At 63.1% G+C, this 19,109-nt stretch carries 18 protein-coding genes; 10 read left to right on the top strand and 8 right to left on the bottom strand.

From position 1 onward, the window contains the following. The 3 genes from OHD62_RS25735 to OHD62_RS25725 form a co-directional block, all read left to right on the top strand. Positions 1-181 (top strand): glycine cleavage T C-terminal barrel domain-containing protein (locus tag OHD62_RS25735; RefSeq protein ID WP_263788488.1); only part of this gene is annotated, 181 nt, incomplete at its 5' end. Beyond that, positions 174-761: a sarcosine oxidase subunit gamma gene (locus tag OHD62_RS25730; RefSeq protein WP_263788487.1), complete on the top strand. Its 588-nt coding sequence runs from the start codon at positions 174-176 to the stop codon at positions 759-761. The genes OHD62_RS25735 and OHD62_RS25730, both read left to right, overlap by 8 nt. A gap of 139 nt (positions 762-900) precedes the next feature. After that, positions 901-2,343, top strand: a complete 1,443-nt coding sequence (locus OHD62_RS25725; protein ID WP_263788485.1) for an MFS transporter — start codon at positions 901-903, stop codon at positions 2,341-2,343. Positions 2,344-2,367: 24 nt separating this feature from the next. On the opposite strand, the gene OHD62_RS25720 is transcribed toward OHD62_RS25725, so the two are convergent. Further along, positions 2,368-3,066 carry a nitroreductase gene (locus OHD62_RS25720; RefSeq protein ID WP_263788484.1) on the bottom strand — a complete coding sequence of 233 codons (699 nt, stop codon included), beginning with the start codon at positions 3,064-3,066 and terminating at the stop codon, positions 2,368-2,370. 259 nt (positions 3,067-3,325) lie between these two features. Here OHD62_RS25720 and OHD62_RS25715 point away from each other — a divergent pair, with 259 nt between their 5' ends. The 5 genes from OHD62_RS25715 to OHD62_RS25695 are packed head-to-tail and all read left to right on the top strand — an operon-like array spanning position 3,326 to position 10,900. Beyond that, the gene (locus OHD62_RS25715; RefSeq protein WP_263788482.1) at positions 3,326-3,913 is read left to right on the top strand and encodes a helix-turn-helix domain-containing protein; all 588 of its coding nucleotides are present in this window, start codon (positions 3,326-3,328) and stop codon (positions 3,911-3,913) included. A gap of 15 nt (positions 3,914-3,928) precedes the next feature. After that, entirely contained in the window at positions 3,929-6,382 is a 2,454-nt protein-coding gene (locus tag OHD62_RS25710) for a GcvT family protein (RefSeq protein ID WP_263788481.1), read from the top strand. After that, positions 6,379-7,278: a homocysteine S-methyltransferase family protein gene (locus OHD62_RS25705; protein WP_263788479.1), complete on the top strand. Its 900-nt coding sequence runs from the start codon at positions 6,379-6,381 to the stop codon at positions 7,276-7,278. Before OHD62_RS25710 ends, OHD62_RS25705 begins: the two co-directional genes overlap by 4 nt. Continuing rightward, positions 7,278-8,459, top strand: a complete 1,182-nt coding sequence (locus tag OHD62_RS25700; RefSeq protein WP_263788477.1) for a pyridoxal phosphate-dependent aminotransferase — start codon at positions 7,278-7,280, stop codon at positions 8,457-8,459. Before OHD62_RS25705 ends, OHD62_RS25700 begins: the two co-directional genes overlap by 1 nt. Beyond that, on the top strand, positions 8,456-10,900 hold the full coding sequence (locus OHD62_RS25695; RefSeq protein ID WP_263788475.1) for a GcvT family protein: 2,445 nt from the start codon (positions 8,456-8,458) through the stop codon (positions 10,898-10,900). Before OHD62_RS25700 ends, OHD62_RS25695 begins: the two co-directional genes overlap by 4 nt. Positions 10,901-10,945: 45 nt before the next feature. On the opposite strand, the gene OHD62_RS25690 is transcribed toward OHD62_RS25695, so the two are convergent. From OHD62_RS25690 to OHD62_RS25660, 7 genes are read right to left on the bottom strand one after another with little or no spacing between them, the layout of a single operon-like run. Next, positions 10,946-11,533 carry an NAD(P)H-dependent oxidoreductase gene (locus tag OHD62_RS25690; protein ID WP_263788474.1) on the bottom strand — a complete coding sequence of 196 codons (588 nt, stop codon included), beginning with the start codon at positions 11,531-11,533 and terminating at the stop codon, positions 10,946-10,948. Then, positions 11,533-12,114, bottom strand: a complete 582-nt coding sequence (locus OHD62_RS25685) for an NAD(P)H-dependent oxidoreductase (protein WP_263788473.1) — start codon at positions 12,112-12,114, stop codon at positions 11,533-11,535. The genes OHD62_RS25690 and OHD62_RS25685 overlap by 1 nt, the downstream gene beginning before the upstream one ends. Before the next feature lie 8 nt (positions 12,115-12,122). Then, positions 12,123-13,523, bottom strand: a complete 1,401-nt coding sequence (locus OHD62_RS25680) for an FAD-binding oxidoreductase (protein ID WP_412177417.1) — start codon at positions 13,521-13,523, stop codon at positions 12,123-12,125. Next, positions 13,520-14,821 (bottom strand): cytosine deaminase, encoded by a 1,302-nt coding sequence (locus tag OHD62_RS25675; RefSeq protein WP_263788575.1) that lies wholly within the window; start codon positions 14,819-14,821, stop codon positions 13,520-13,522. The genes OHD62_RS25680 and OHD62_RS25675 overlap by 4 nt, the downstream gene beginning before the upstream one ends. Positions 14,822-14,834: 13 nt before the next feature. Beyond that, on the bottom strand, positions 14,835-15,686 hold the full coding sequence (locus OHD62_RS25670; protein WP_263788472.1) for an ABC transporter permease: 852 nt from the start codon (positions 15,684-15,686) through the stop codon (positions 14,835-14,837). After that, positions 15,673-16,503 carry an ABC transporter ATP-binding protein gene (locus OHD62_RS25665; RefSeq protein ID WP_263788470.1) on the bottom strand — a complete coding sequence of 277 codons (831 nt, stop codon included), beginning with the start codon at positions 16,501-16,503 and terminating at the stop codon, positions 15,673-15,675. Before OHD62_RS25665 ends, OHD62_RS25670 begins: the two co-directional genes overlap by 14 nt. Before the next feature lie 2 nt (positions 16,504-16,505). Beyond that, entirely contained in the window at positions 16,506-17,510 is a 1,005-nt protein-coding gene (locus tag OHD62_RS25660) for an ABC transporter substrate-binding protein (RefSeq protein WP_263788468.1), read from the bottom strand. 252 nt (positions 17,511-17,762) lie between these two features. On the opposite strand from OHD62_RS25660, the gene OHD62_RS25655 reads away from it, so the two are divergent. Both OHD62_RS25655 and OHD62_RS25650 read left to right on the top strand, forming a co-directional pair. Continuing rightward, positions 17,763-18,146, top strand: coding sequence for a RidA family protein (locus OHD62_RS25655; RefSeq protein ID WP_263788465.1), 384 nt, complete (start codon positions 17,763-17,765; stop codon positions 18,144-18,146). A gap of 158 nt (positions 18,147-18,304) precedes the next feature. Further along, positions 18,305-19,108: a creatininase family protein gene (locus OHD62_RS25650; protein WP_263788463.1), complete on the top strand. Its 804-nt coding sequence runs from the start codon at positions 18,305-18,307 to the stop codon at positions 19,106-19,108. The last annotated feature ends 1 nt before the right edge of the window (position 19,109 follow it).

Below are 19,109 nucleotides of genomic sequence, written 5' to 3'. Positions count from 1 at the left end.
CACGGCATGCTGTTATTCGCCGGCGCTCGGCAAGCACATCGCGCTGGCGCTGGTCAAGGGCGGCAAGGCAAGGCACGGCTCTCGCGCCTTTGTCTCCGATCCACTGCGCAACCGGTTCGGGCCGATCGAGATCGTCTCCAACCACTTCTACGATCCGGACGGGAGCCGCATGCATGGTTGAGCGCCAATCACCGCTTGAGCCGGTGCTGCAGGCCGGTTCGCATGGTAATTTCGAACACGGCGTGGACATTATCCTGTCCGAAACGCAGCCGGGATCGATCGTGCAACTCGCTGCCTGGCCAGGCGAGGAGAAGAAGCTGATATCGGGCATCCGCGCGGTCACCGGCCTTGCCCTGCCCGATGGCGCTGGCGGCGGCAGCACCGACGGCGTGCGGTCGGTATTCGGCTTTGCGCCGGGAAAATTCACCGTCGTCGACGAAGCCGAAGGCCTCGCCTCGGCCTTTGCCAGTGTCGTCACCCCGGCAATCGGCACGGTGACCGACCTGTCGCATGGCCGCACCGCCATCCGCATCGCCGGACCGAAGGCCGAATGGGTGCTGGCGAAGTTCTTCGCCATCGATTTTGCGCTGCCGGCCTTCCCGCTCGGCGCCGGCCGTTCGACCGTCCATCACGATGTCTTCGCGCAGATCCAGCGCACCAGCGCCGACCAGTTCGACATCTATGTATTCCGCTCCTTCGCGCGCTCATTCTGGAAGGCGCTCTGCCATGCCAGCGAGGAAGTCGGCTACGAGGTGCAATAAAACTCTCGCAGGCCGCCTGGCACTATGGACTGACACAACTGCTGCTTGAGCCTTGGACCAGCCGGGAGGATAGATAGAAATCACGGGCCCTTGTCGGGGCAAGAGCTCGTTCAGGCAACCGGTTCGACAATATCCTTCCATGACCGCAGAGACTTCGGCGACAGCCACAACCCGCTTTGCCCCGGCGGGCGAGGCGTCGATGCTTTTGCCGGCGACGGTCGCCTGCGGCGTCTTCATGACCAGCCTCGACCAGAATGTCGTGGTGACCGCGCTACCCGGCATCGGCGAAAGCCTTGCCCGCCCGCCCAGCCAGCTTGGCCTGCTGATCACCGTCTATGTCGCCAGCCTGATCATTTCGATGCCGGTTGGCGGCTTGGCCGCGGACCGCTTCGGCTTGCGCAACGTCTATTGCTTCGCCTTGCTTGTCTTCGCTACTGCCTCGGCGCTGTGCGGCCTGTCCGGCGACCTCTGGACGCTGGTCGCCTCACGCGCCTTGCAAGGTTTCGGCGGCGCGCTGATGGGAACGCTCGGCCAGGTCGTGATCCTCTCAAGCTTTCCGCGCGATCGCACGCTGAAGATCAACATGTACATTTCGCTGGCCGGCCAATCCGGACCGCTGGTCGGCCCGCTGGTCGGCGGCGCACTAACCACCTACATTTCCTGGCGCTGGATCTTCTTCATCAACGTGCCGTTCGCGCTGACGGCCGCGCTGCTCGCGGCTTCGCTATTCCCCACCACAACCAAACCGGTTCGCACCTCATTCGACTTTCCGGGCTTCCTGCTTGTCGGCAGCGGCATGGCGCTGCTCGTCTTCGGCATGGATTCGCTTGCCGCCAGGGATGCCGCCGGCGGGATCATCGCCGGCGAACTCGGGCTCGCCATCGCCATCCTTGCCGTCGCCGCCTTCTATTGCCTGCGCGCCCGCAATCCGCTGCTCGACCTCAATCTGCTGCGCATCCGCACGTTCCGCATCAGCTTCCTGACCGGTGGCGGTCTCGACACGATCGGCCTCAGCTCGGTCGTCTTCCTGTTGCCGCTGATGTTTCAGCTTGGTTTCGGCATGAGCGCTGTGCAGGCGGGATCGCTGACCTTTGTCGCCGCGATCGGCTCGCTGCTGATGCGCTTCTTCATGCCGCGCGTCTTGAACCGTTTCGGCTTCCGGCGCGTGCTGGTCTTCAACACGCCGGTTGCCGCGTGCCTGGTAGCGGGCTTTGCCTTGATGCAGGAGAGCACTCCAGCCTGGATCGTGCTCGCCTACATCTTCGTCTTCGGCATGTTCCGTTCGGTGCAATGGGCTTCGACCGGCAACCTCTCCTATTCGGACATCGCCCCCGAGCAGCTCTCCCGCTTCAGCGCGCTCTATTACATATTGTGGCAGCTTGCGGTGGCGATCAGCGTCGGCCTGGCGGCCGCGCTGCTGTCGCTTCTGGCTGGCGGCGGCCATGCGAGCATCGACGATTTCCGCGTCCTGTTCATCGTCGAGGGCTTGATCACGCTGTGTGCGCTGTTCGCCTATCTCAAGCTGACGCCGCAGGACGGTGCTCACGTCAGCGGCCATGGGGCGCCGGTCAACACCGAATAAAAGCAACCGAATCCGAAGGCTGCCTCACTTGGCGAAGGTAACCCACTCTTCCAGTGGCGCGCGGTCGGTGCGGAACTCGTTTTCGGGCTTGGACGTGTCCTCATGACCGAGCGCCATGCCGCAGACGACGATCTCCTCGTCGGGAATGTTGAGCACCGGTCTGATCTGCCGGTGATAGGGCGCGAAGGCTGCCTGCGGGCAGGTGTGCAGACCCCTGCCCCGCGCCGCCACCATGATGTTCTGCAGGAACATGCCGTAGTCGATCCACGACCCCTTGTTCAGCCGCCGGTCGACGGTGAAGATCATGCCCACCGGCGCGTCGAAGAAGACAAAGTTGCGGTCGTGCTGCGCGCGCATCTTGTCGACCTCGCGGCGGCCGATGCCGAGCACGCCGTAGAGGCCGAAACCGTTCGCCCGCCGCCGTGTGAGGTAGGGTTCGAAGAACTGGTCGGGATAGTAGCGGTACTCGTCCCAGTCGGCCTTTTCGGCGCGGATGCCGGAATTGAGGATGGCGTCGGTGATCCGCTGCTTGACCTCGCCCTTGGTCACATAGACCCGCCACGGCTGCATGTTGGTGCCTGAAGGCGCACGCGCCGCAACGGCCAGAATGGCACGGATCGTGTCGTCGTCGACCATGTCGGGCAAAAATGCTCGTACCGAACGGCGCGAAGTGATCGCCTCGTCGACGATCGCCGTCGCAATCCGGGTGTTGTCTTCCAGCATGGGCCGTCCCTTACCCCAGTGCATGTCGCCCAAAAGTGTGTAGCGGTTTTGGGACAACGACATGCACAAAACAAAGACTTAAAGCGCGACGCGCTTTAAGGACCGACCGGACGCCCCCACTCGCCGTTCGCGGCCGAGCCTTTGCATGAACCGTCAAAATGGCGCAAGCAATTCTTCTGGCTCATGAAAATCTCCTTGATTTTTTCACAGACTTGACCTCTCATGAAATTTGTTCAAGATTTTTCATAGAGAATCTGGCTTGCCCTCAACAGCGATCCGACCGGAGCAGGAAAACGCCGAACGGCTGCTGGCCGGCGATATCCGTGCACTGCGCAAGGCGCGCGGGCTGACGCTGGCCGAGATCGGCCTCAAGCTCGGCCGCTCGGTCGGCTGGGTCAGCCAGGTCGAGCGCGGACTGTCGATGCCATCGCTCGGCGATCTCAGGGCCTTTGCCGAACTGTTCGGCGTGCCGCTCAGCCTGTTCTTCAGCCATGACGTGCCGCTCGAGAAGGAGCGTGGCGTCGTCGTGCGCGCCGGCAGCCGGCGATCGCTTGGCACAAGCGAATCCGGCCTGGTGGAAGAGCTTCTGTCACCCGATCTCGGCGGTAGCTTCGAGATGCTGCGTTCGGTCTTTGCGCCGGGCGCGGAACTGAAGACCGAGGCGCGCCGGCCGACGGAGGAAGCCGGCTATGTCGCGTCGGGCACTTTCGAGATCGAGATTGCTGGCGTCTGGCACAGGCTTGGCGAGGGAGACTCCTTTCGCTTTGACGGCAAGCCGTTCCGCTGGCGCAATCCGGGCGCCGAGCCGGCGGTGGTCATCTGGGTGGTTTCGCCGCCTGTTTACTAGACAAGGGGTTTTGATATGGCCGGTTTGCCGACCACGGCACGCGTGGTGATCATCGGAGGCGGTGTAGTTGGCGCCTCTTCGCTCTATCACCTCGCCAAGGCGGGCTGGACCGACTGCGTGCTCTTGGAAAAGAACGAGCTGACCTCGGGCTCGACCTGGCATGCTGCCGGCAATGTGCCGACCTTCTCCTCGTCATGGTCGCTGATGAACATGCAGCGCTATTCGACCGAGCTCTATCGCGGACTGGCCGACGCGGTCGACTATCCCATGAACTATCATGTCACGGGTTCGCTCAGATTGGCCCACACCAACGAGCGCATGCAGGAATTCCAGCGCGCCAAGGGCATGGGCCGCTATCAGGGCATGGACATCGATGTGGTCGGGCTGGACGAGATCAAGCGCCGTTATCCCTTCATCGAAACCCATGAACTGAAAGGCGCGCTTTACGATCCGAGCGACGGCGACATCGACCCGGCGCAGTTGACCCAGGCGCTGGCCAAGGGCGCGCGCGATATGGGGGCCAAGATCATCCGCTTCTGCCCGGTCACCGGCGTGCGCCGCGAGAACGATGAATGGGTGGTTGTAACAGCGCAAGGCGAAATCCGCTGCGAGATCGTCGTCAACGCCGCCGGCTACCGCGCCGCCGAGGTCGGAAAAATGTTCGGCCGCGAGGTGCCGATGATGGTGATGAGCCATCAATACATATTGTTCGAGGAAATTCCGGAGCTCGCCGCCTGGTCGAAGGAACAGGGCAAAAAACTGCCACTGCTGCGCGACGTCGACACCTCCTACTATTTGCGCCAGGAAAAGACCGGCATGAATCTCGGTCCCTATGAGCGCAATTGCCGCGCCCATTGGGCAACCCACAACGATCCGATGCCGGAGGATTTTTCCTTCCAGCTGTTCCCCGACGATCTCGACCGTCTCGAACATTATTTGGCCGACGCCGTCTCCCGCGTGCCGATCCTCGGCACGGCCGGCCTGTCCAAGGTCATCAACGGTCCGATCCCCTACGCACCGGACGGCAACCCGCTGATCGGACCGATGCCCGGCGTGCCCAATGCTTTCGAGGCCTGCGTCTTCACCTTCGGCATCGCGCAAGGCGGCGCCGCCGGCAAGGTGCTGGCCGAATGGGTCACCGAGGGCCAGACGGAATGGGACATGTGGTCCTGCGACCCGCGCCGCTTCACCAGCTTTGCCGCCGCACCCGATTATTGCGTCGCGAAGGGCATGGAGATCTACGGCAACGAATACGCCATTCAGTTCCCGCGCCATGCCTGGCCGGCAGGACGCGACCGCAAGCTGTCGCCGATCCACGATCGCATCAAGGCGCTCGGCGCCCGCTTCGACGCCTATAATGGCTGGGAGCGCGCCACCTGGTACGCGCGACCAGGCGATGATGTCTCCGAGGAATCAACGCTCACCTTCCGCCGTGATGGTCCTTGGCAGCAACGCGTGCGCGAGGAATGCCTGGCAGTGCGCGATGCCGCCGGCATCCTCGACCTGCCCGGCTTCTCGCGTTTCAACCTCGAAGGTCCCAGCGCTGCTGAATGGCTGGGACTGCAAGTCACCGGACTGGTGCCCAAGCCCGGCCGCATCGGCCTCGTCTATTTCTCCGACGACCAGGGCCGCATCGTCACCGAAATGTCTGTCGTGCGCCATGGCGAGGAGCAGATGACGCTGATCACCGCGGCGGTGGCGCAGTGGCACGACTTCGAATGGCTGAAATCGCGCATGCCCAAGGATGCGCCGTTCAAGCTGATCGACCGCACTGAGGAATATTCGACGCAGATCCTCGCTGGTCCCAACTCGCGCAAGATCCTCGCGGAGGTCTGCGCTGCCGATCTAGCCCTGCCCTGGCTCACCCATCAGGAAACCAGCATCGCCGGCCGCTGGGCGAAGCTGGTGCGTGTCTCCTTCGCCGGCGAGCTTGGCTGGGAGATCCACACCAAGGTCGGCGACACCGCCGCCGTCTTCGATGCAGTTTGGGCCGCTGGCCAGAAGCATGGCCTGAAACCGTTCGGCATGTATGCGCTGGATTCGCTGCGGCTCGAAAAAGGTTACCGCGCCTGGAAGGGCGACCTGTCGACCGATTACTCGATCCTGCAGGGCGGGCTGGAACGCTTCGTCAAATGGGAAAAGCCCGAATTTCGGGGCAAGGCAGCGCTGCTCAACGAGAAGCAGCAAGGCGTGAAGAAGCGCTTCGTCACGCTGGTCGTCGAAAATCCCGGCGATTGCGACGCGCCCTATATGTCGACGCTCTGGCATGACAGCAAGATCGTCGGCGAGACGACGTCCGGCGGCTGGGGCCATCGCATCGACAAGTCGATCGCGCTCGGCATGCTGCGCGCCGACCTGACCGAACCCGGCACCGCGGTCGAGGTCGAGATCTTCGGCGACCGCTTCAAGGCGGTGGTGCAGAAGGACGAGCCACTGTGGGATCCGAAGAATGAGAGATTGCGCGCATGAAGTCCGTCATCCTCACCGACGGCGGCATGGGCCAGGAGCTGGTCCGCCGCAGCAAATCCGAGCCGACGCCGCTATGGTCGGCCAGGGTGTTGATCGACGAGCCCGATCTGGTGCGCAACCTGCATGCGGAATTCATTCGGGCGGGCGCCCGCGTCATCACCGTCAACACCTATTCGGCGACGCCGGAGAGGCTCGCGCGCGAGGGCGCGGAAGCGCTGTTCGAGCCGTTGCAAAAACGCGGTATCGAGCTCGCAAGGCAGGCTTGCGACGATGCCGGTGACGTGGCCATCGCCGGCTGCCTGTCGCCTTTGTTCGGCAGCTATGCACCGGCGCTGACAATTTCCTTCCAGGAGACGCTCGACACCTATCGCCGCATCGTCGCCGAACAGGCTGATGGCGTCGATCTGTTCCTGTGCGAGACCATGGCCTCGGCCGAGGAAGCACGTGCCGCCGTCACCGCAGCCTCGGAAAGCGGCAAGCCGATATGGGTGTCGTGGACGCTGGCCGATCACGGCGCGCCTCACCTGCGCAGCGGCGAGGCTATAGCGGCAGCGGCGAGCGCGCTCGACGGCCTGCCGGTCGCAGCCAGGCTGATCAATTGCTGCCGGCCCGAAGCGATCACCGCGGCACTGCCCGAACTGATCGCTCTCGGTGGCCCGGTTGGCGCCTATGCCAATGGCTTCACCTCGGTCGAGGCGCTCAAGCATGGCGGCACTGTCCACGTCCTGCACGCCCGCCACGACCTTGATCCGGAGGCTTATGCTGACCAGGCCGTCGGCTGGGTCGAAGCCGGCGCCAGCATCATCGGCGGTTGCTGCGAAGTCGGCCCAGCCCACATCGCCATTCTGCGCGACCGGCTCGAACAGGCCGGCTACGAAATCTCGGGAGTTGCATAATGCCTAGACCATCATCGCGTATTTCCGGCATCGTGCCTTCGGGCAAGGATGGCTGGGAGGTTCATTCCGCCGCCTGGGCGCGCAAGGAGGCCGGCGAGGACATCATCATGCTGTCGGTCGGCGACCATGATTTCGATACGCCGAGCCAGACGATCGAAGCCTGCGTGACGGCGGTTCGCGGCAGCAATCACCACTACACGCCGCTTCCCGGCCTGCCGCGCCTGCGCAAGGCCATGGCGGCGGCCTCGACCGCCTGCACCGGCGTTGCGACCAGCCCCGACCAGGTCATCGCCACGCAGGGCGGACAGGCAGCGCTCTACGCTGCCGTGCAAGCCGTTCTCGATCAGGGCGATCATGCCATCGTGGTCGCGCCCTATTACGCGACGTATCCAAATACGTTCAGTGCCGCGGGTGTGGAATTCACCGTGGTCGAGACGCCCGCAGAGGACGGCTTCCAACCCCATGCGGACATGATCCGCGCGGCGCTTCGGCCGAATACGCGCGCCATCCTGATCAACACGCCGAACAATCCGACCGGTGCGGTCTATTCGCGACAGCATCTCGAAGAGCTGGCGCAGGTCTGCCGCGAGCATGATTTGTGGCTGCTGTCCGACGAGGTGTACTGGACGCTGGGTGGCGGCGAGCATATCTCGCCCCGCGCCTTGCCCGGCATGGCGGAACGCACGCTGGTCATCAATTCGATGTCCAAGAGCCACGGCATGACCGGCTGGCGCATGGGCTGGCTCACCGGCCCCGAGGCGATGATATCGCTGCTGATCAATCTCAATCTGGTGACAACCTACGGCCTGCCGGCCTTCATCAGCATTGCTTGCGCCGAAGCACTGGAGAACGGCTATGGCGTCAAGGAGATCGCCGAGCGCTATGCCGCGCGGCGTACCGTGCTGCTCGATGCCGTGCGCGGGATGAACGACGTCACTGTGCGCGGCTCCGAAGGCGGTATGTTCGTCATGCTCGACATATCGGCCGTCGAGCCCGACGATGAGAAATTCGCCTGGGCATTGCTCGACAAGGAGAAGGTCGGCGTCATGCCGGGCTCCAGCTTCGGCGAAGCTGCCGCCGGCCACATCCGCGTCAGTCTCTGTCAGCCCGAACCCGTGCTGCAGGAGGCGGCGCTTCGCCTGCGTCGCTTCGCTTCCAGCTATCGCCGCGAGGCCGCATGACCGCCAAGACCATTCCTACCAAAGCAAGGGCCGTCATCATCGGTGGCGGCGTCTCCGGCTGCTCGGTCGCCTATCATCTGGCCAAGCTCGGCTGGACCGACATCGTTCTTCTCGAGCGCAAGCAGCTCACATCAGGCACGACATGGCATGCTGCCGGCCTGATCGGCCAGTTGCGCGGCTCGCAGAACATGACGCGGCTGGCGAAATATTCGGCCGATCTCTACGTCAAGCTGGAAGCCGAGACCGATGTCGGCACCGGTATGCGCCAGGTCGGCTCGATCACCGTGGCGCTGACCGAGGAGCGCAAGCACGAGATTTACAGGCAGGCGTCCCTCGCCCGCGCCTTCGATGTCGACGTGCGCGAGATTTCGCCGAGTGAAGTCAAGCAGATGTATCCGCATCTCAATGTTTCCGATGTGGTCGGCGCCGTCCATCTTCCCCTCGACGGCCAATGTGACCCGGCCAATATCGCCATGGCGCTGGCCAAGGGTGCGCGCCAGCGCGGCGCCACCATCGTCGAGAACGTGAAGGTAACCCAGGTCCGCACCAAAGCCGGCCGCGTCACCGGCGTGTCCTGGGCGCAAGGCGACGAGCAAGGCACGATCGAGGCCGACGTCGTCGTCAACTGTGCCGGCATGTGGGCGCGCGAACTCGGGCGCCAGAATGGCGTCACCATCCCGCTGCATGCCTGCGAGCATTTTTACCTCGTCACCGAGCCGATCCCCGGCCTGACCCGCCTGCCGGTGCTGCGCGTGCCCGACGAATGCGCCTACTACAAGGAGGATGCCGGCAAGATGATGCTCGGTGCGTTCGAGCCGGTGGCAAAGCCGTGGGGCATGGAGGGCATTCGCGAAGATTTCTGCTTCGACCAGTTGCCCGAGGATATGGAGCATTTCGAGCCGATACTCGAAATGGGCGTCAATCGCATGCCGATGCTGGCGACCGCCGGCATCCACACCTTCTTCAACGGCCCCGAGAGCTTCACGCCTGACGATCGCTACTATCTCGGCGAGGCGCCGGAGCTGTCCGGCTACTGGATGGCGACCGGCTACAACTCGATCGGCATCGTCTCTTCGGGCGGCGCCGGCATGGCGCTGGCGCAATGGATCAACGACGGCGAGGCGCCATTCGATCTCTGGGAGGTCGACATCCGCCGCACCCAGCCGTTCCAGAAGAACCGCCGCTATCTGAAGGAGCGTGTCTCCGAAACGCTTGGCCTGCTCTATGCCGACCATTTCCCCTACCGGCAGTTTGCGACGTCACGTGGTGTCCGCCGATCGCCGCTGCACGAGCATCTGAAGGCGCGCGGCGCCGTGTTCGGCGAGGTCGCCGGCTGGGAGCGCGCCAACTGGTTCGCCCGAGAGGGACAGGAGCGCGAATACCGCTACTCCTGGAAGCGGCAGAATTGGTTCGACAACCAGCGCGAGGAGCATCTGGCGGTCAGGAACGGCGTCGGCCTGTTCGACATGACCTCGTTCGGCAAGATCCGTGTCGAGGGCCGCGATGCCTGTGCCTTCCTGCAAAAGCTTTGCGCCAACGACATGGATGTGGCGCCGGGCAAGATCGTCTACACCCAGATGCTCAACCAGCGCGGCGGCATCGAGAGCGACCTGACCGTCTCGCGCCTGTCGCAAACGGCCTATTTCCTCGTGGTGCCCGGCGCCACTCTGCAACGCGATCTCGCCTGGCTGCGCAAGCATCTTGCCGACGAATTCGTCGTCATCACCGATGTGACAGCTGCGGAAGCCGTGCTCTGCCTGATGGGTCCGGACGCACGGAAACTGATTCAGAAGGTGAGTCCCAATGATTTCTCCAACGAAACCAATCCGTTCGGCACGTTTCAGGAGATAGAAATCGGCATGGGTCTGGCCCGCGCCCACCGCGTCACCTATGTCGGCGAGCTCGGCTGGGAGCTCTATGTCTCGACCGACCAGGCAGCCCATGTCTTCGAGGCGATCGCAGATGCCGAGGTCGGCCTGAAACTCTGCGGCCTGCACACACTGGACAGTTGCCGCATCGAAAAGGCCTTCCGCCATTTCGGCCATGACATCACCGACGAGGACAATGTGCTGGAGGCCGGCCTCGGCTTTGCGGTGAAGACGGCGAAGGGCTATTTTCTCGGCCGTGATGCGGTGCTGAAGAAGAAGGAGACCGGCCTGTCACGCCGGCTGGTCCAGTTCCGGCTGAAGGACCCGCAACCCCTGCTCTTCCACAACGAGGCGATCTTGCGCGACGGCAAGATCGTCGGCCCGATCACCTCGGGCAATTACGGCCATTATCTCGGTGGGGCGATTGGGCTCGGTTATGTACCTTGCAAGGGCGAGAGCGAGGCTGACGTGCTGGCCTCGTCCTACGAGATCGAGATCGCCGGCGAACGCTTCGCCGCCGAAGCGTCGCTCAAGGCGATGTATGATCCGAAGGCCGAACGGGTCAGGATGTAGCGCTTCTTCTTTCTCCCCTTGTAGGAAAAGGGAGTCGCGCGCACTTCAAAACCGCTCCAGCTTCCTCCGCACCTTCTCCAGAAACGCCGCCCTCGTCTTTGGTGTCGACGCATCCATGAGATAGTGCGCCAGGAAGAACGTCCTGCAGCGGGTAGCGCATAGCGCCCGCATGCCGCGCAGGATCGTCTTGCGCCCCGGCTGGCCGACGACGACGCTCCACCAGGTCGGGGCGCCGCAGGTCGTGATCACGCCGACCTTCGTCACATGCGTCATCAGCGACACGATCCGCCCCTTGCCCGCCGGCAACCGGAAGGCAACGTCCGTCGCCCACACCCGGTCAAGCCAGCCCTTGAGCATCGCCGGCAGCCCGTACCACCATGTCGGATAGATGAAGAGGATCGCTTCAGCCCAGCGCAGATGGTCGATATGCGGCTTGAGCGCCGGGTCCCGCGGCGCACCGTCATTGTAGGAGCGCCGCTCGTCGCAGCCCATCACCGGATCGAACTTATCCGCATAGAGGTCGAGCAGCCGTACTTCCCAGCCCCTCGCCTTCAGCACTTCGATGGCACTGTCCCGGATCGCGGCGCAAAAGCTCTCCGGCACCGGGTGGCAATAGACCACCAGGGCCCGCATCAGAACGCATCCATCCCGGCCGCGACCTTCGCCATGAACGCTTTGCGCGTCCCGTCGGTCGACAGGTTCATCGAATAATGCGCGAGATAGGAGACCGCCGCTCCCGGCTTGATGGTGGCGCGCAACATGCGGTTGACCAGCTTGCGTGGCGGGTCGCCCATCAGCATGGCGCGGAACCGGCTGCCGCCATAGGTGGTGACCGCGGTCAGCTTGCTTATGTTGTGCAGCGTCGGCTGCACTTTGCCGTCGACCAGCCTGAACGACACGCCGGGCAGGAAGACGCGGTCGAAAAAGCCTTTCAGGATCGCCGGATAGCCGTAATTCCAGACCGGGAACGACAGCACCAATGCCTCAGCCCTTTGCAAGCGCCGGACATAGTCGGCCACCGCATCGCCCGGCCCGCGCTGGTCGTGGTAGCCCAGTCGTTCGGCTCGCGTCAGCCTGGGATCGAAATCCTCGGCATAGAGATCGCAGTCGTCGACGGCATGGCCGGCCGCCGTCAGCCGCTCGACGATCACCTTGTGCAGCCCGGCATTGAAGCTGCTCTCGACCGGATGAGCGAAGAGGACGAGGATGTTCATGCGTGCTCTCAGCCCGCCTTCTGCAAGCCCTTGAACAGGAACGACTTGCCCGAACGGTAGTCGTAATCCGGGTTCTCCCAGGCGATCATCTTGCCGGGGTTGAGCAGCCCTTGCGGATCGGTCTCGCGCTTGAAGGCAAGCTGCACCTCGTCGGTCTGCTTCATGCCGCCCTCTTCCAGCGTGTAGCGATGCGGGTTGAAGATCCAGCAGCCATTGTCTTCATGGATGCGGATGATCTCGTCGAGCCGTTCCGCCGTGGTGAAGCGAACCAGCGGCAGGCCGGCGACACCGATCGCGCCGTCGAAGCGGATGAATTCGAGATGCGACGGTACTTCGTCACCAAAACGGTCGATCATCGCCTTGACGTGACCAAGATGATCCGGCGAGGGATAGCGGGCCTGCAGATAGGTGATCGTGGGATCAACCCTGATGGCGCGCAATGTCGTGTGGTTCCAGGTCAATTCATAGGCCGGCGGCAGGCCTTTTAGATCGCTCTCCTTGTCGGCGCGGAAGACGATCTCGCCCTTGCTGCGCGCTGTGAAAGCGAGGAAGGCGTCCATCGCATGCGGCGCGATCATCAGGACTACGATGCTCTGCTCGCGCCGGAAGAATCTCTGGTGGCGCTTGAAATAATCGTACGGGATGGGTGCCGCGATCGGCGTGATCAGTTTCGCCAATATGCCGTCCTGGACGGCGAGATCGTCGCCGAAGCCGGCCGCGTCCATGAAATCGTCGAAGCCGACGATGACATCGATCCAGTCGTAAGCTGATGTCAGCGGCATCTCGACTTCGGTGATGATGCCGTTGGTGCCGTAGGCATGCATGACCTTCAGCACATCCTCGCCGGTAAGCTCCATAACGCGCGGTTCGGCCTCCATCGTCACGGTTCGCAGCCGGATGACATTGCCGAGGTCGCGCAGGCCGCCCCAGCGGATCGAGCCGACGCCACCCGACCCACCGGCGACAAAGCCGCCAATCGACGCCGTGTTGTAGGTCGATGGCGACATCCTGAGCTCCTGGCCGGAATGCGCCCGCGTCGCTCTGTCGATTTCGGCCAGAACCGCGCCCGGCCCAGTGACGACGCGACCGGGTGCAATCGCCTTGACCGCGTTCATCTCGGCGAGATTGAGCACCACGCCGCCCGACAAGGGCATGGCCTGTCCGTAATTGCCGGTGCCGCTGCCACGCGGTGTCACCGGAACGCCGTGCCGGTGGCAGGCCGCCAACACGCGGATCACTTCCCCCTCGGTTTTCGGCGTCACGATCAGGTCGCCGGTGACATGGTCGAGCTGCTGTTTCAGCACCGGACTGTACCAGTAGAAGTCGCGGCTCTTCTGCTGGACGATCGCTGGATGGTCGTCGATCTTCAGCCCGTCGAGGTCGTGCTTGAGCGCCGCAATATCCATCATTTCACCATCAACTCATCGAGTTCGGCATAGTCGGGCAATTGGCGCTCGATGGCGCGGCCATCGCGCACCACGATGCGATCAGATTCCGGCCGCGACAGCAATTCCGTCCAACTCCGCCCCTTGAAGACGACAAAATCGGCGGCGCCGTCAACGGCAAGCGTGCCGAAGCTGTCGAAACGCATCACCTTGGCCGGTGTCGAAGTCACCGCCATCGGCCAGTCGCCGACAGGATGGTCGAAATGCAGGATGCGCGTCGCCATGCGGTAGACCTCCAGCATGTCGAGATCGCCATAGGCATAGAACGGGTCACGCGTATTGTCGGAAGCAACGGCAACGGGAATGCCGCGCGCCTTCATCTCATGCAAAAGCGTCACGCCGCGCCAGCGCGGCGTGGTTTGGTCAGCGCGCCGATCCTGCAGATAGAGATTGCACATCGGCAGCGACACCACGGCGAGACCCGCCTTCGCCACCTTGTCCAGCGTATCGAGCACGTCGAGATCCGGCTGGCGGGCCAGCGAACAACAATGGCCGACGAGGATATTGCCCTCGAAACCGTTCCACAGCGCAGCCTCGGCGATCTTCTTCAGCGAGATCGCGGCAACGGCGTCTGTCTCGTCGGCATGGAAGTCGAGATCGAGCCCGTGCTTGATCGCCTGCGCGAACACCTGATCAAGAAGTTCGTCGAGGTCCGGCACCATGTAGGTGACGACGCCGAGGACGCCCTTGGCCGCGGCCACGCGTTTGGCCAGTCCTTCGAACCATTTCCTGTCGCGCACGCCTTCGATGCCGAGCAGGCAGGCCGCCTGCAACTCGATACTGCCGCGCCACATCTCCCGCATCGTCTCGAACACCGGCCAGGAGATCTCCTCCTGCGGCGCGACACTGTCGAGATGAGTGCGTAAAGCCTTGGTGCCATGTGCGTAGGCGCAGCGCAGCGAAAAATCCATGCGGCGCGCGACGTCCTCGGCACTCCAGCGGGCGGCGCGGTCCGCACCTGTGGCATTCAATGCTCCCATGAAAGTGCCGTCGGGATTGGGTTTTCGCGGCCAGATATGGCCCTTGTCGATATGAGTATGGCAGTCGACGAAACATGGCAGGACGATGCGCCCGCCGAGGTCGATGGCGCCCGCAGGCCCCTTGGATCGGCTATGCGCGGCAATGCTGGATATCTTGCCGTCGGCGACGGCGATATCGGCAAGCGCGAAACCATCGTCATCGTAAGCCGCGACAAGGCCGAGCATCAGCGACCGATGAGCACGGACGTTGGCGAGATGATAAGAACCCGAGGCCGGTATCAAGTGCTCCGACATTTCACCGCTCCTGCTTCAGGGCGCTTTCGTGCCAGCGCCGCAAGATGAGGTGGGAAATCAGCGACAGCACCAGGAAGATCAGAATGCCGGTTAGCGAGATCAGGATCAGCGCCGCGAACAGCCGCGGCGCATTGAGCCGGTAGCCGGCCTCGATGATGCGCGAGGCAAGGCCGGACGACTGGCCGGTGGCGCCGGCGACGAATTCCGCCACGACAGCGCCGATCAGCGACAGGCCGCCGGCAATCTTCAGACCGCCGAGGAAATAGGGCATGGCCGCCGGCAGCCTGAGATAACGCAATTGCTGCCAGCGCGTCGCGCCGTTGAGCTTGAACAAATCGCGCAGATTGCGGTCGACCGAGTTGAGGCCAAGCGTGGTGTTGGACAGGATCGGAAAGAAGGCGACGATCCAGGCGCATAACAGCAGCTTCGTCGTCTGGTTGTCGACATAGATGTTGATCAGCGGGAAGATCGCAACGATCGGCGTCACCTGCAGCACGATGGCGAAGGGGAAGAACGACATCTCCACCCATTTCGATTGCGCGAACAACACCGCCAGCCCGACCCCGCCGACGACGGCCAAAGCCAAGCTGAGAAAGGTGATCTTGAGCGTCACCAGCAGCGAGGAGAACAACAGCCCGGCATCGTCATGGAGCGTCTGCAGGACCACGCCGGGGCGTGGCAGGATGTATTTCGGGATATCGTTCCAGACGCAGATGCGGTCCCACAGCCAGATCGCCAGGATCATGATCGCCAGCGGCAGCAGCCATCTGCCGATCCGTTCCAGCCGCTCCTGGCGCAGGCGACGCGCCTCCTCGGGATCCAGGGTTACGGCAGGATGATCAATGGCCGTCATGATGCGATCCGGCTGTTGAGTTGATGGCGCCGATCAGCACATCGGACGCCTGGCGGCAGAGCGCGGCATAGGCGGGCGAGGTGCGAAACGCTTCGTCACGTGGATAGGGCGCTTCGACGGCGAATTCCCTGAATACGCGTCCCGGCCGCGCCGCCATGACGACGACGCGGTTGGACAGGAACACGCTTTCGAAGACGCTGTGGGTGACAAAGACGACGGTGAATCGCTCGCCTTGCCACAGTTCCAGAAGATCGTTGTTGAGCTTGAAGCGGGTGATCTCGTCCAGCGCTCCAAACGGCTCGTCCATCAAAAGCACGCGCGGCTTGGTGACCATGGCGCGGGCGATCGAGACGCGCATCTTCATGCCGCCGGAAAGCTCGCGCGGCACGGCGTTTTCGAAGCCGGTCAGATGCACGCGCGCCAGCATCTCCATGACTGCCGGCGCGGCCCTGGCCCGCGACACGCCTTTGAGCCTGAGCGGCAGCCAGACATTATCAAAGACATCGGCCCAGGGCAGCAGCGTTGGCTCCTGGAAGACGAAACCGATGTCGGAACGGTCGAAGGAGCCACTGCCGCGCCAGTCGAGCAGGCCGGAGGTCGGTGTCGACAGGCCGGCAATCAGCCGCAGCGCCGTCGACTTGCCGCAACCTGACGGGCCGAGAAGGCTGAGGAAGTCGCCCTCCCTGATCGTCAGGTTGACATCGCTAAGCGCTGTCACGCCGTTCGAAAAGACCTTGCCGACATCGCGCAACGCCAAGAGCGTCGAGCCTTGGCCCGAAGCCGCCACCGGCGCTTGCGCCACTTTCTCGAACTTCACGATTATTTCTTCAGGTCCAGCCCGACGCCCTTGTTGACGAAAGCCAACGTGTAGGCCTTCTTGATGTCGATGTCAGGCTGCGCCACCTTGGCCTTGACCATCTTGTCGTAGAAGCTCTGGATGCGCGCTTCCGTCATTGCGCCGATGCCGAGCTTCTCGGTATCGCCGGAATCGACCACGCCGAACTTCTTCAATTGCTCGATCGAAAAGGCGATCTGCTCATCCGTCATGTCGGGATTGTCCTTCTTGATCATGTCGTTGGCAGCCTTGTTGTCGCCGTAGAGGTAGTTGTACCAGCCCTTGGCCGAGCCATCGACGAAGCACTGCACGACCTCCGGGCGCTTGTCGATCGTGTCCTGCATAACCTCCACCGTAGTCGCATACGTGTCCCAGCCATAGTCGGCGAGCAGGAACTGGTTCGGCATGAAACCGCCCTGCTTCTGGACGGCGAACGGTTCCGAGGTGACATAGCCCTGCTGGATCGACTTCTTGTTGGCGATGAAGGGCGCCGGGTTGAAGGTGTAGGGGACGCGCTTGGCGGCATCGAAGCCGAGTTCGGTGACCATCCATTGGAAGAAGGTCTGCGCGCCCTCGTCGCCGAGGATGTACTGCTCGGCCTTTTTCAGATCATCCCATGTGTCCAGTCCCTGGCCGGGCTGGGACATGATGACCTGCGGATCCTTCTGGAAGTCGGCCGCAACAACGCGCATCGGAATCCCCTGCTGCACGGCGTCGAAGGCCGACAAAAGATTGCCGCCCATGTAGAAATCGATCTTGCCGGCGAGCAGCAGAGGCCGGCCGCTGACCTGCGGACCGCCTTGCGAGATCGTCACGTCCAGGCCGCAGGCAGCGTAAGTGCCATCGGCAATCGCCTGATAGTAGCCGCCATGCTCGGGCTCGGCCAGCCAGTTGGTGCCGAAGGTCACTTTTTCGTTCGCAGCCGCCTCAAGCGTACCCATAGCAAGCAGCGCGATCGTGCCTGCCGAGATCATCCATTTTCTACGCATGAACACCACCCTTTGTTTGCTCAGCGCGCCACGCGCCGGGCTCGACACCATTGTTTCAAGAAGCAAGACACATGCCACCACCAGGGCCGTCCGCTTGCGCAACAGCCGCATGCGAAGGCTGGACGGGTCGTGCCGTATGGGATGCATCGTGCCTATTTTTTAAACGCCTGTCCACAATTGCACCGATGGCATGCACCACATCTTGAAGACCCCACCGGTCCGGTCCTACGCTGGCGCAAACAGGAGATTGTCATGTTCAGATTCCTCGCGCCGAAGTCGATCAAGCCGCCTTTCGCCCGTTACAGCCACGGCGTCGAGGTGCCCGCGGGCAAGCGGCTGGTGCTGTGCTCGGGCCAGGTGGCCATCACGGCGGACGATCAAATCCCGGAGGATGCCGGCACCCAGGCCGAACTGTGTTTCCAGAACATCGCGGCGATTCTCGGCGAGGCCGGGCTTGGGCTTCAGAACATCGTGCGCATCAACGCCTATGTCACCGACCGCGCCTTCCTCAGGCCCTATATGGACGTTCGCGACCGGCTGTTTTCGAGCCCGGCGCCGGCCTCGACGCTGATGATCGTCTCCGGTTTCGCCCGGCCCGAATTCAAGGTCGAAATCGAGGTCGCCGCGGCCGGGTGATCGACAGGCGATGCCCGCCGCGCTAGAGCATGATCCTGAAAAGTTGCAGACTTTTCGGACAAGATCATGCGAAAAAACAAAGAACTAGAGCAGGATGGCCGATTCAACCTCAATTCATCCTGCTCTAGGTCTGGCCTGTTCGTTGAAAGAGGCATGAGATGACCGCTGCAAACAGACGCGTATGGTGGGGCGACTACCGGACCACCGAATACGCCACGATCGACCCGGAGGCGACGATCGCCATTCTGCCGGTCGCGGCGATCGAACAGCACGGCCCGCATCTGCCGGTTTCGACCGACACCTCGATCATGAACGGCATGCTTGAAACGGTGATCGCACGCCTGCCCGGCGATCTCGATATCCGCATCCTGCCTGTCCAGGCGGTGGGCAAGTCGAACGAGCATCTGCATGCGCCGGGCACGCTGACCCTGCCGGCAATCACGCTGGTCGATGCCTGGACCGAGCTTGGCCTGTCGGTCGCCCGGGCCGGCGTCAGGAAGCTGATCGTCGTCAACGCGCATGGCGGCAACGAGGAGATCATGGGCATCATCACGCGCGAATTGCGCGTGCGCGCAAAAGTGCTGGCGGTGAAGACGAGTTGGCAGCGCTTCGGCCGGCCGACCGGCATGTACACCGAGCTTGAGGACCGTCACGGCATCCATGGCGGCGATGTCGAGACCTCGTTGATGCTGCATTTCCGGCCGGATCTCGTCGACATGGCCAAGGCCGACAATTTCGCCAGCAATGTCGGCCGCGCCGAAAAGGAGTTTTCGCTGCTGCGCCACACCGGAACGCATGCGTTTGCCTGGATTGCCACCGACCTCAACCCGAATGGCGTGGTGGGCGACGCCAGCATTGCGACAGCCGAAAAGGGCCGGCTGACCGCCGAACATCAGGCCGACGGTTTCATCAGTCTTTTGAGGGATGTGCGCAAAGCGAAGCTCGCCGACTGGCTAGCCTAGA

This window comes from Mesorhizobium sp. YC-39, assembly GCF_025753795.1.
In the GTDB taxonomy this organism is placed as follows: domain Bacteria; phylum Pseudomonadota; class Alphaproteobacteria; order Rhizobiales; family Rhizobiaceae; genus Mesorhizobium.
This window is presented reverse-complemented; position numbering and strand designations above follow the sequence as displayed.

What these genes read in the sequence shown, in the direction of transcription:
- OHD62_RS25695 (WP_263788475.1), top strand. Translation starts at nt 8,456, where the DNA reads ATGACCGCCAAGACCATTCCTACCAAAGCAAGGGCCGTCATCATCGGT.
- OHD62_RS25725 (WP_263788485.1), top strand. Translation starts at nt 901, where the DNA reads ATGACCGCAGAGACTTCGGCGACAGCCACAACCCGCTTTGCCCCGGCG.
- OHD62_RS25680 (WP_412177417.1), bottom strand. Translation starts at nt 13,523, where the DNA reads ATGATGGATATTGCGGCGCTCAAGCACGACCTCGACGGGCTGAAGATC.
- OHD62_RS25730 (WP_263788487.1), top strand. Translation starts at nt 174, where the DNA reads ATGGTTGAGCGCCAATCACCGCTTGAGCCGGTGCTGCAGGCCGGTTCG.
- OHD62_RS25660 (WP_263788468.1), bottom strand. Translation starts at nt 17,510, where the DNA reads ATGCGTAGAAAATGGATGATCTCGGCAGGCACGATCGCGCTGCTTGCT.
- OHD62_RS25690 (WP_263788474.1), bottom strand. Translation starts at nt 11,533, where the DNA reads ATGCGGGCCCTGGTGGTCTATTGCCACCCGGTGCCGGAGAGCTTTTGC.
- OHD62_RS25705 (WP_263788479.1), top strand. Translation starts at nt 6,379, where the DNA reads ATGAAGTCCGTCATCCTCACCGACGGCGGCATGGGCCAGGAGCTGGTC.
- OHD62_RS25650 (WP_263788463.1), top strand. Translation starts at nt 18,305, where the DNA reads ATGACCGCTGCAAACAGACGCGTATGGTGGGGCGACTACCGGACCACC.
- OHD62_RS25710 (WP_263788481.1), top strand. Translation starts at nt 3,929, where the DNA reads ATGGCCGGTTTGCCGACCACGGCACGCGTGGTGATCATCGGAGGCGGT.
- OHD62_RS25700 (WP_263788477.1), top strand. Translation starts at nt 7,278, where the DNA reads ATGCCTAGACCATCATCGCGTATTTCCGGCATCGTGCCTTCGGGCAAG.
- OHD62_RS25655 (WP_263788465.1), top strand. Translation starts at nt 17,763, where the DNA reads ATGTTCAGATTCCTCGCGCCGAAGTCGATCAAGCCGCCTTTCGCCCGT.
- OHD62_RS25685 (WP_263788473.1), bottom strand. Translation starts at nt 12,114, where the DNA reads ATGAACATCCTCGTCCTCTTCGCTCATCCGGTCGAGAGCAGCTTCAAT.
- OHD62_RS25670 (WP_263788472.1), bottom strand. Translation starts at nt 15,686, where the DNA reads ATGACGGCCATTGATCATCCTGCCGTAACCCTGGATCCCGAGGAGGCG.
- OHD62_RS25720 (WP_263788484.1), bottom strand. Translation starts at nt 3,066, where the DNA reads ATGCTGGAAGACAACACCCGGATTGCGACGGCGATCGTCGACGAGGCG.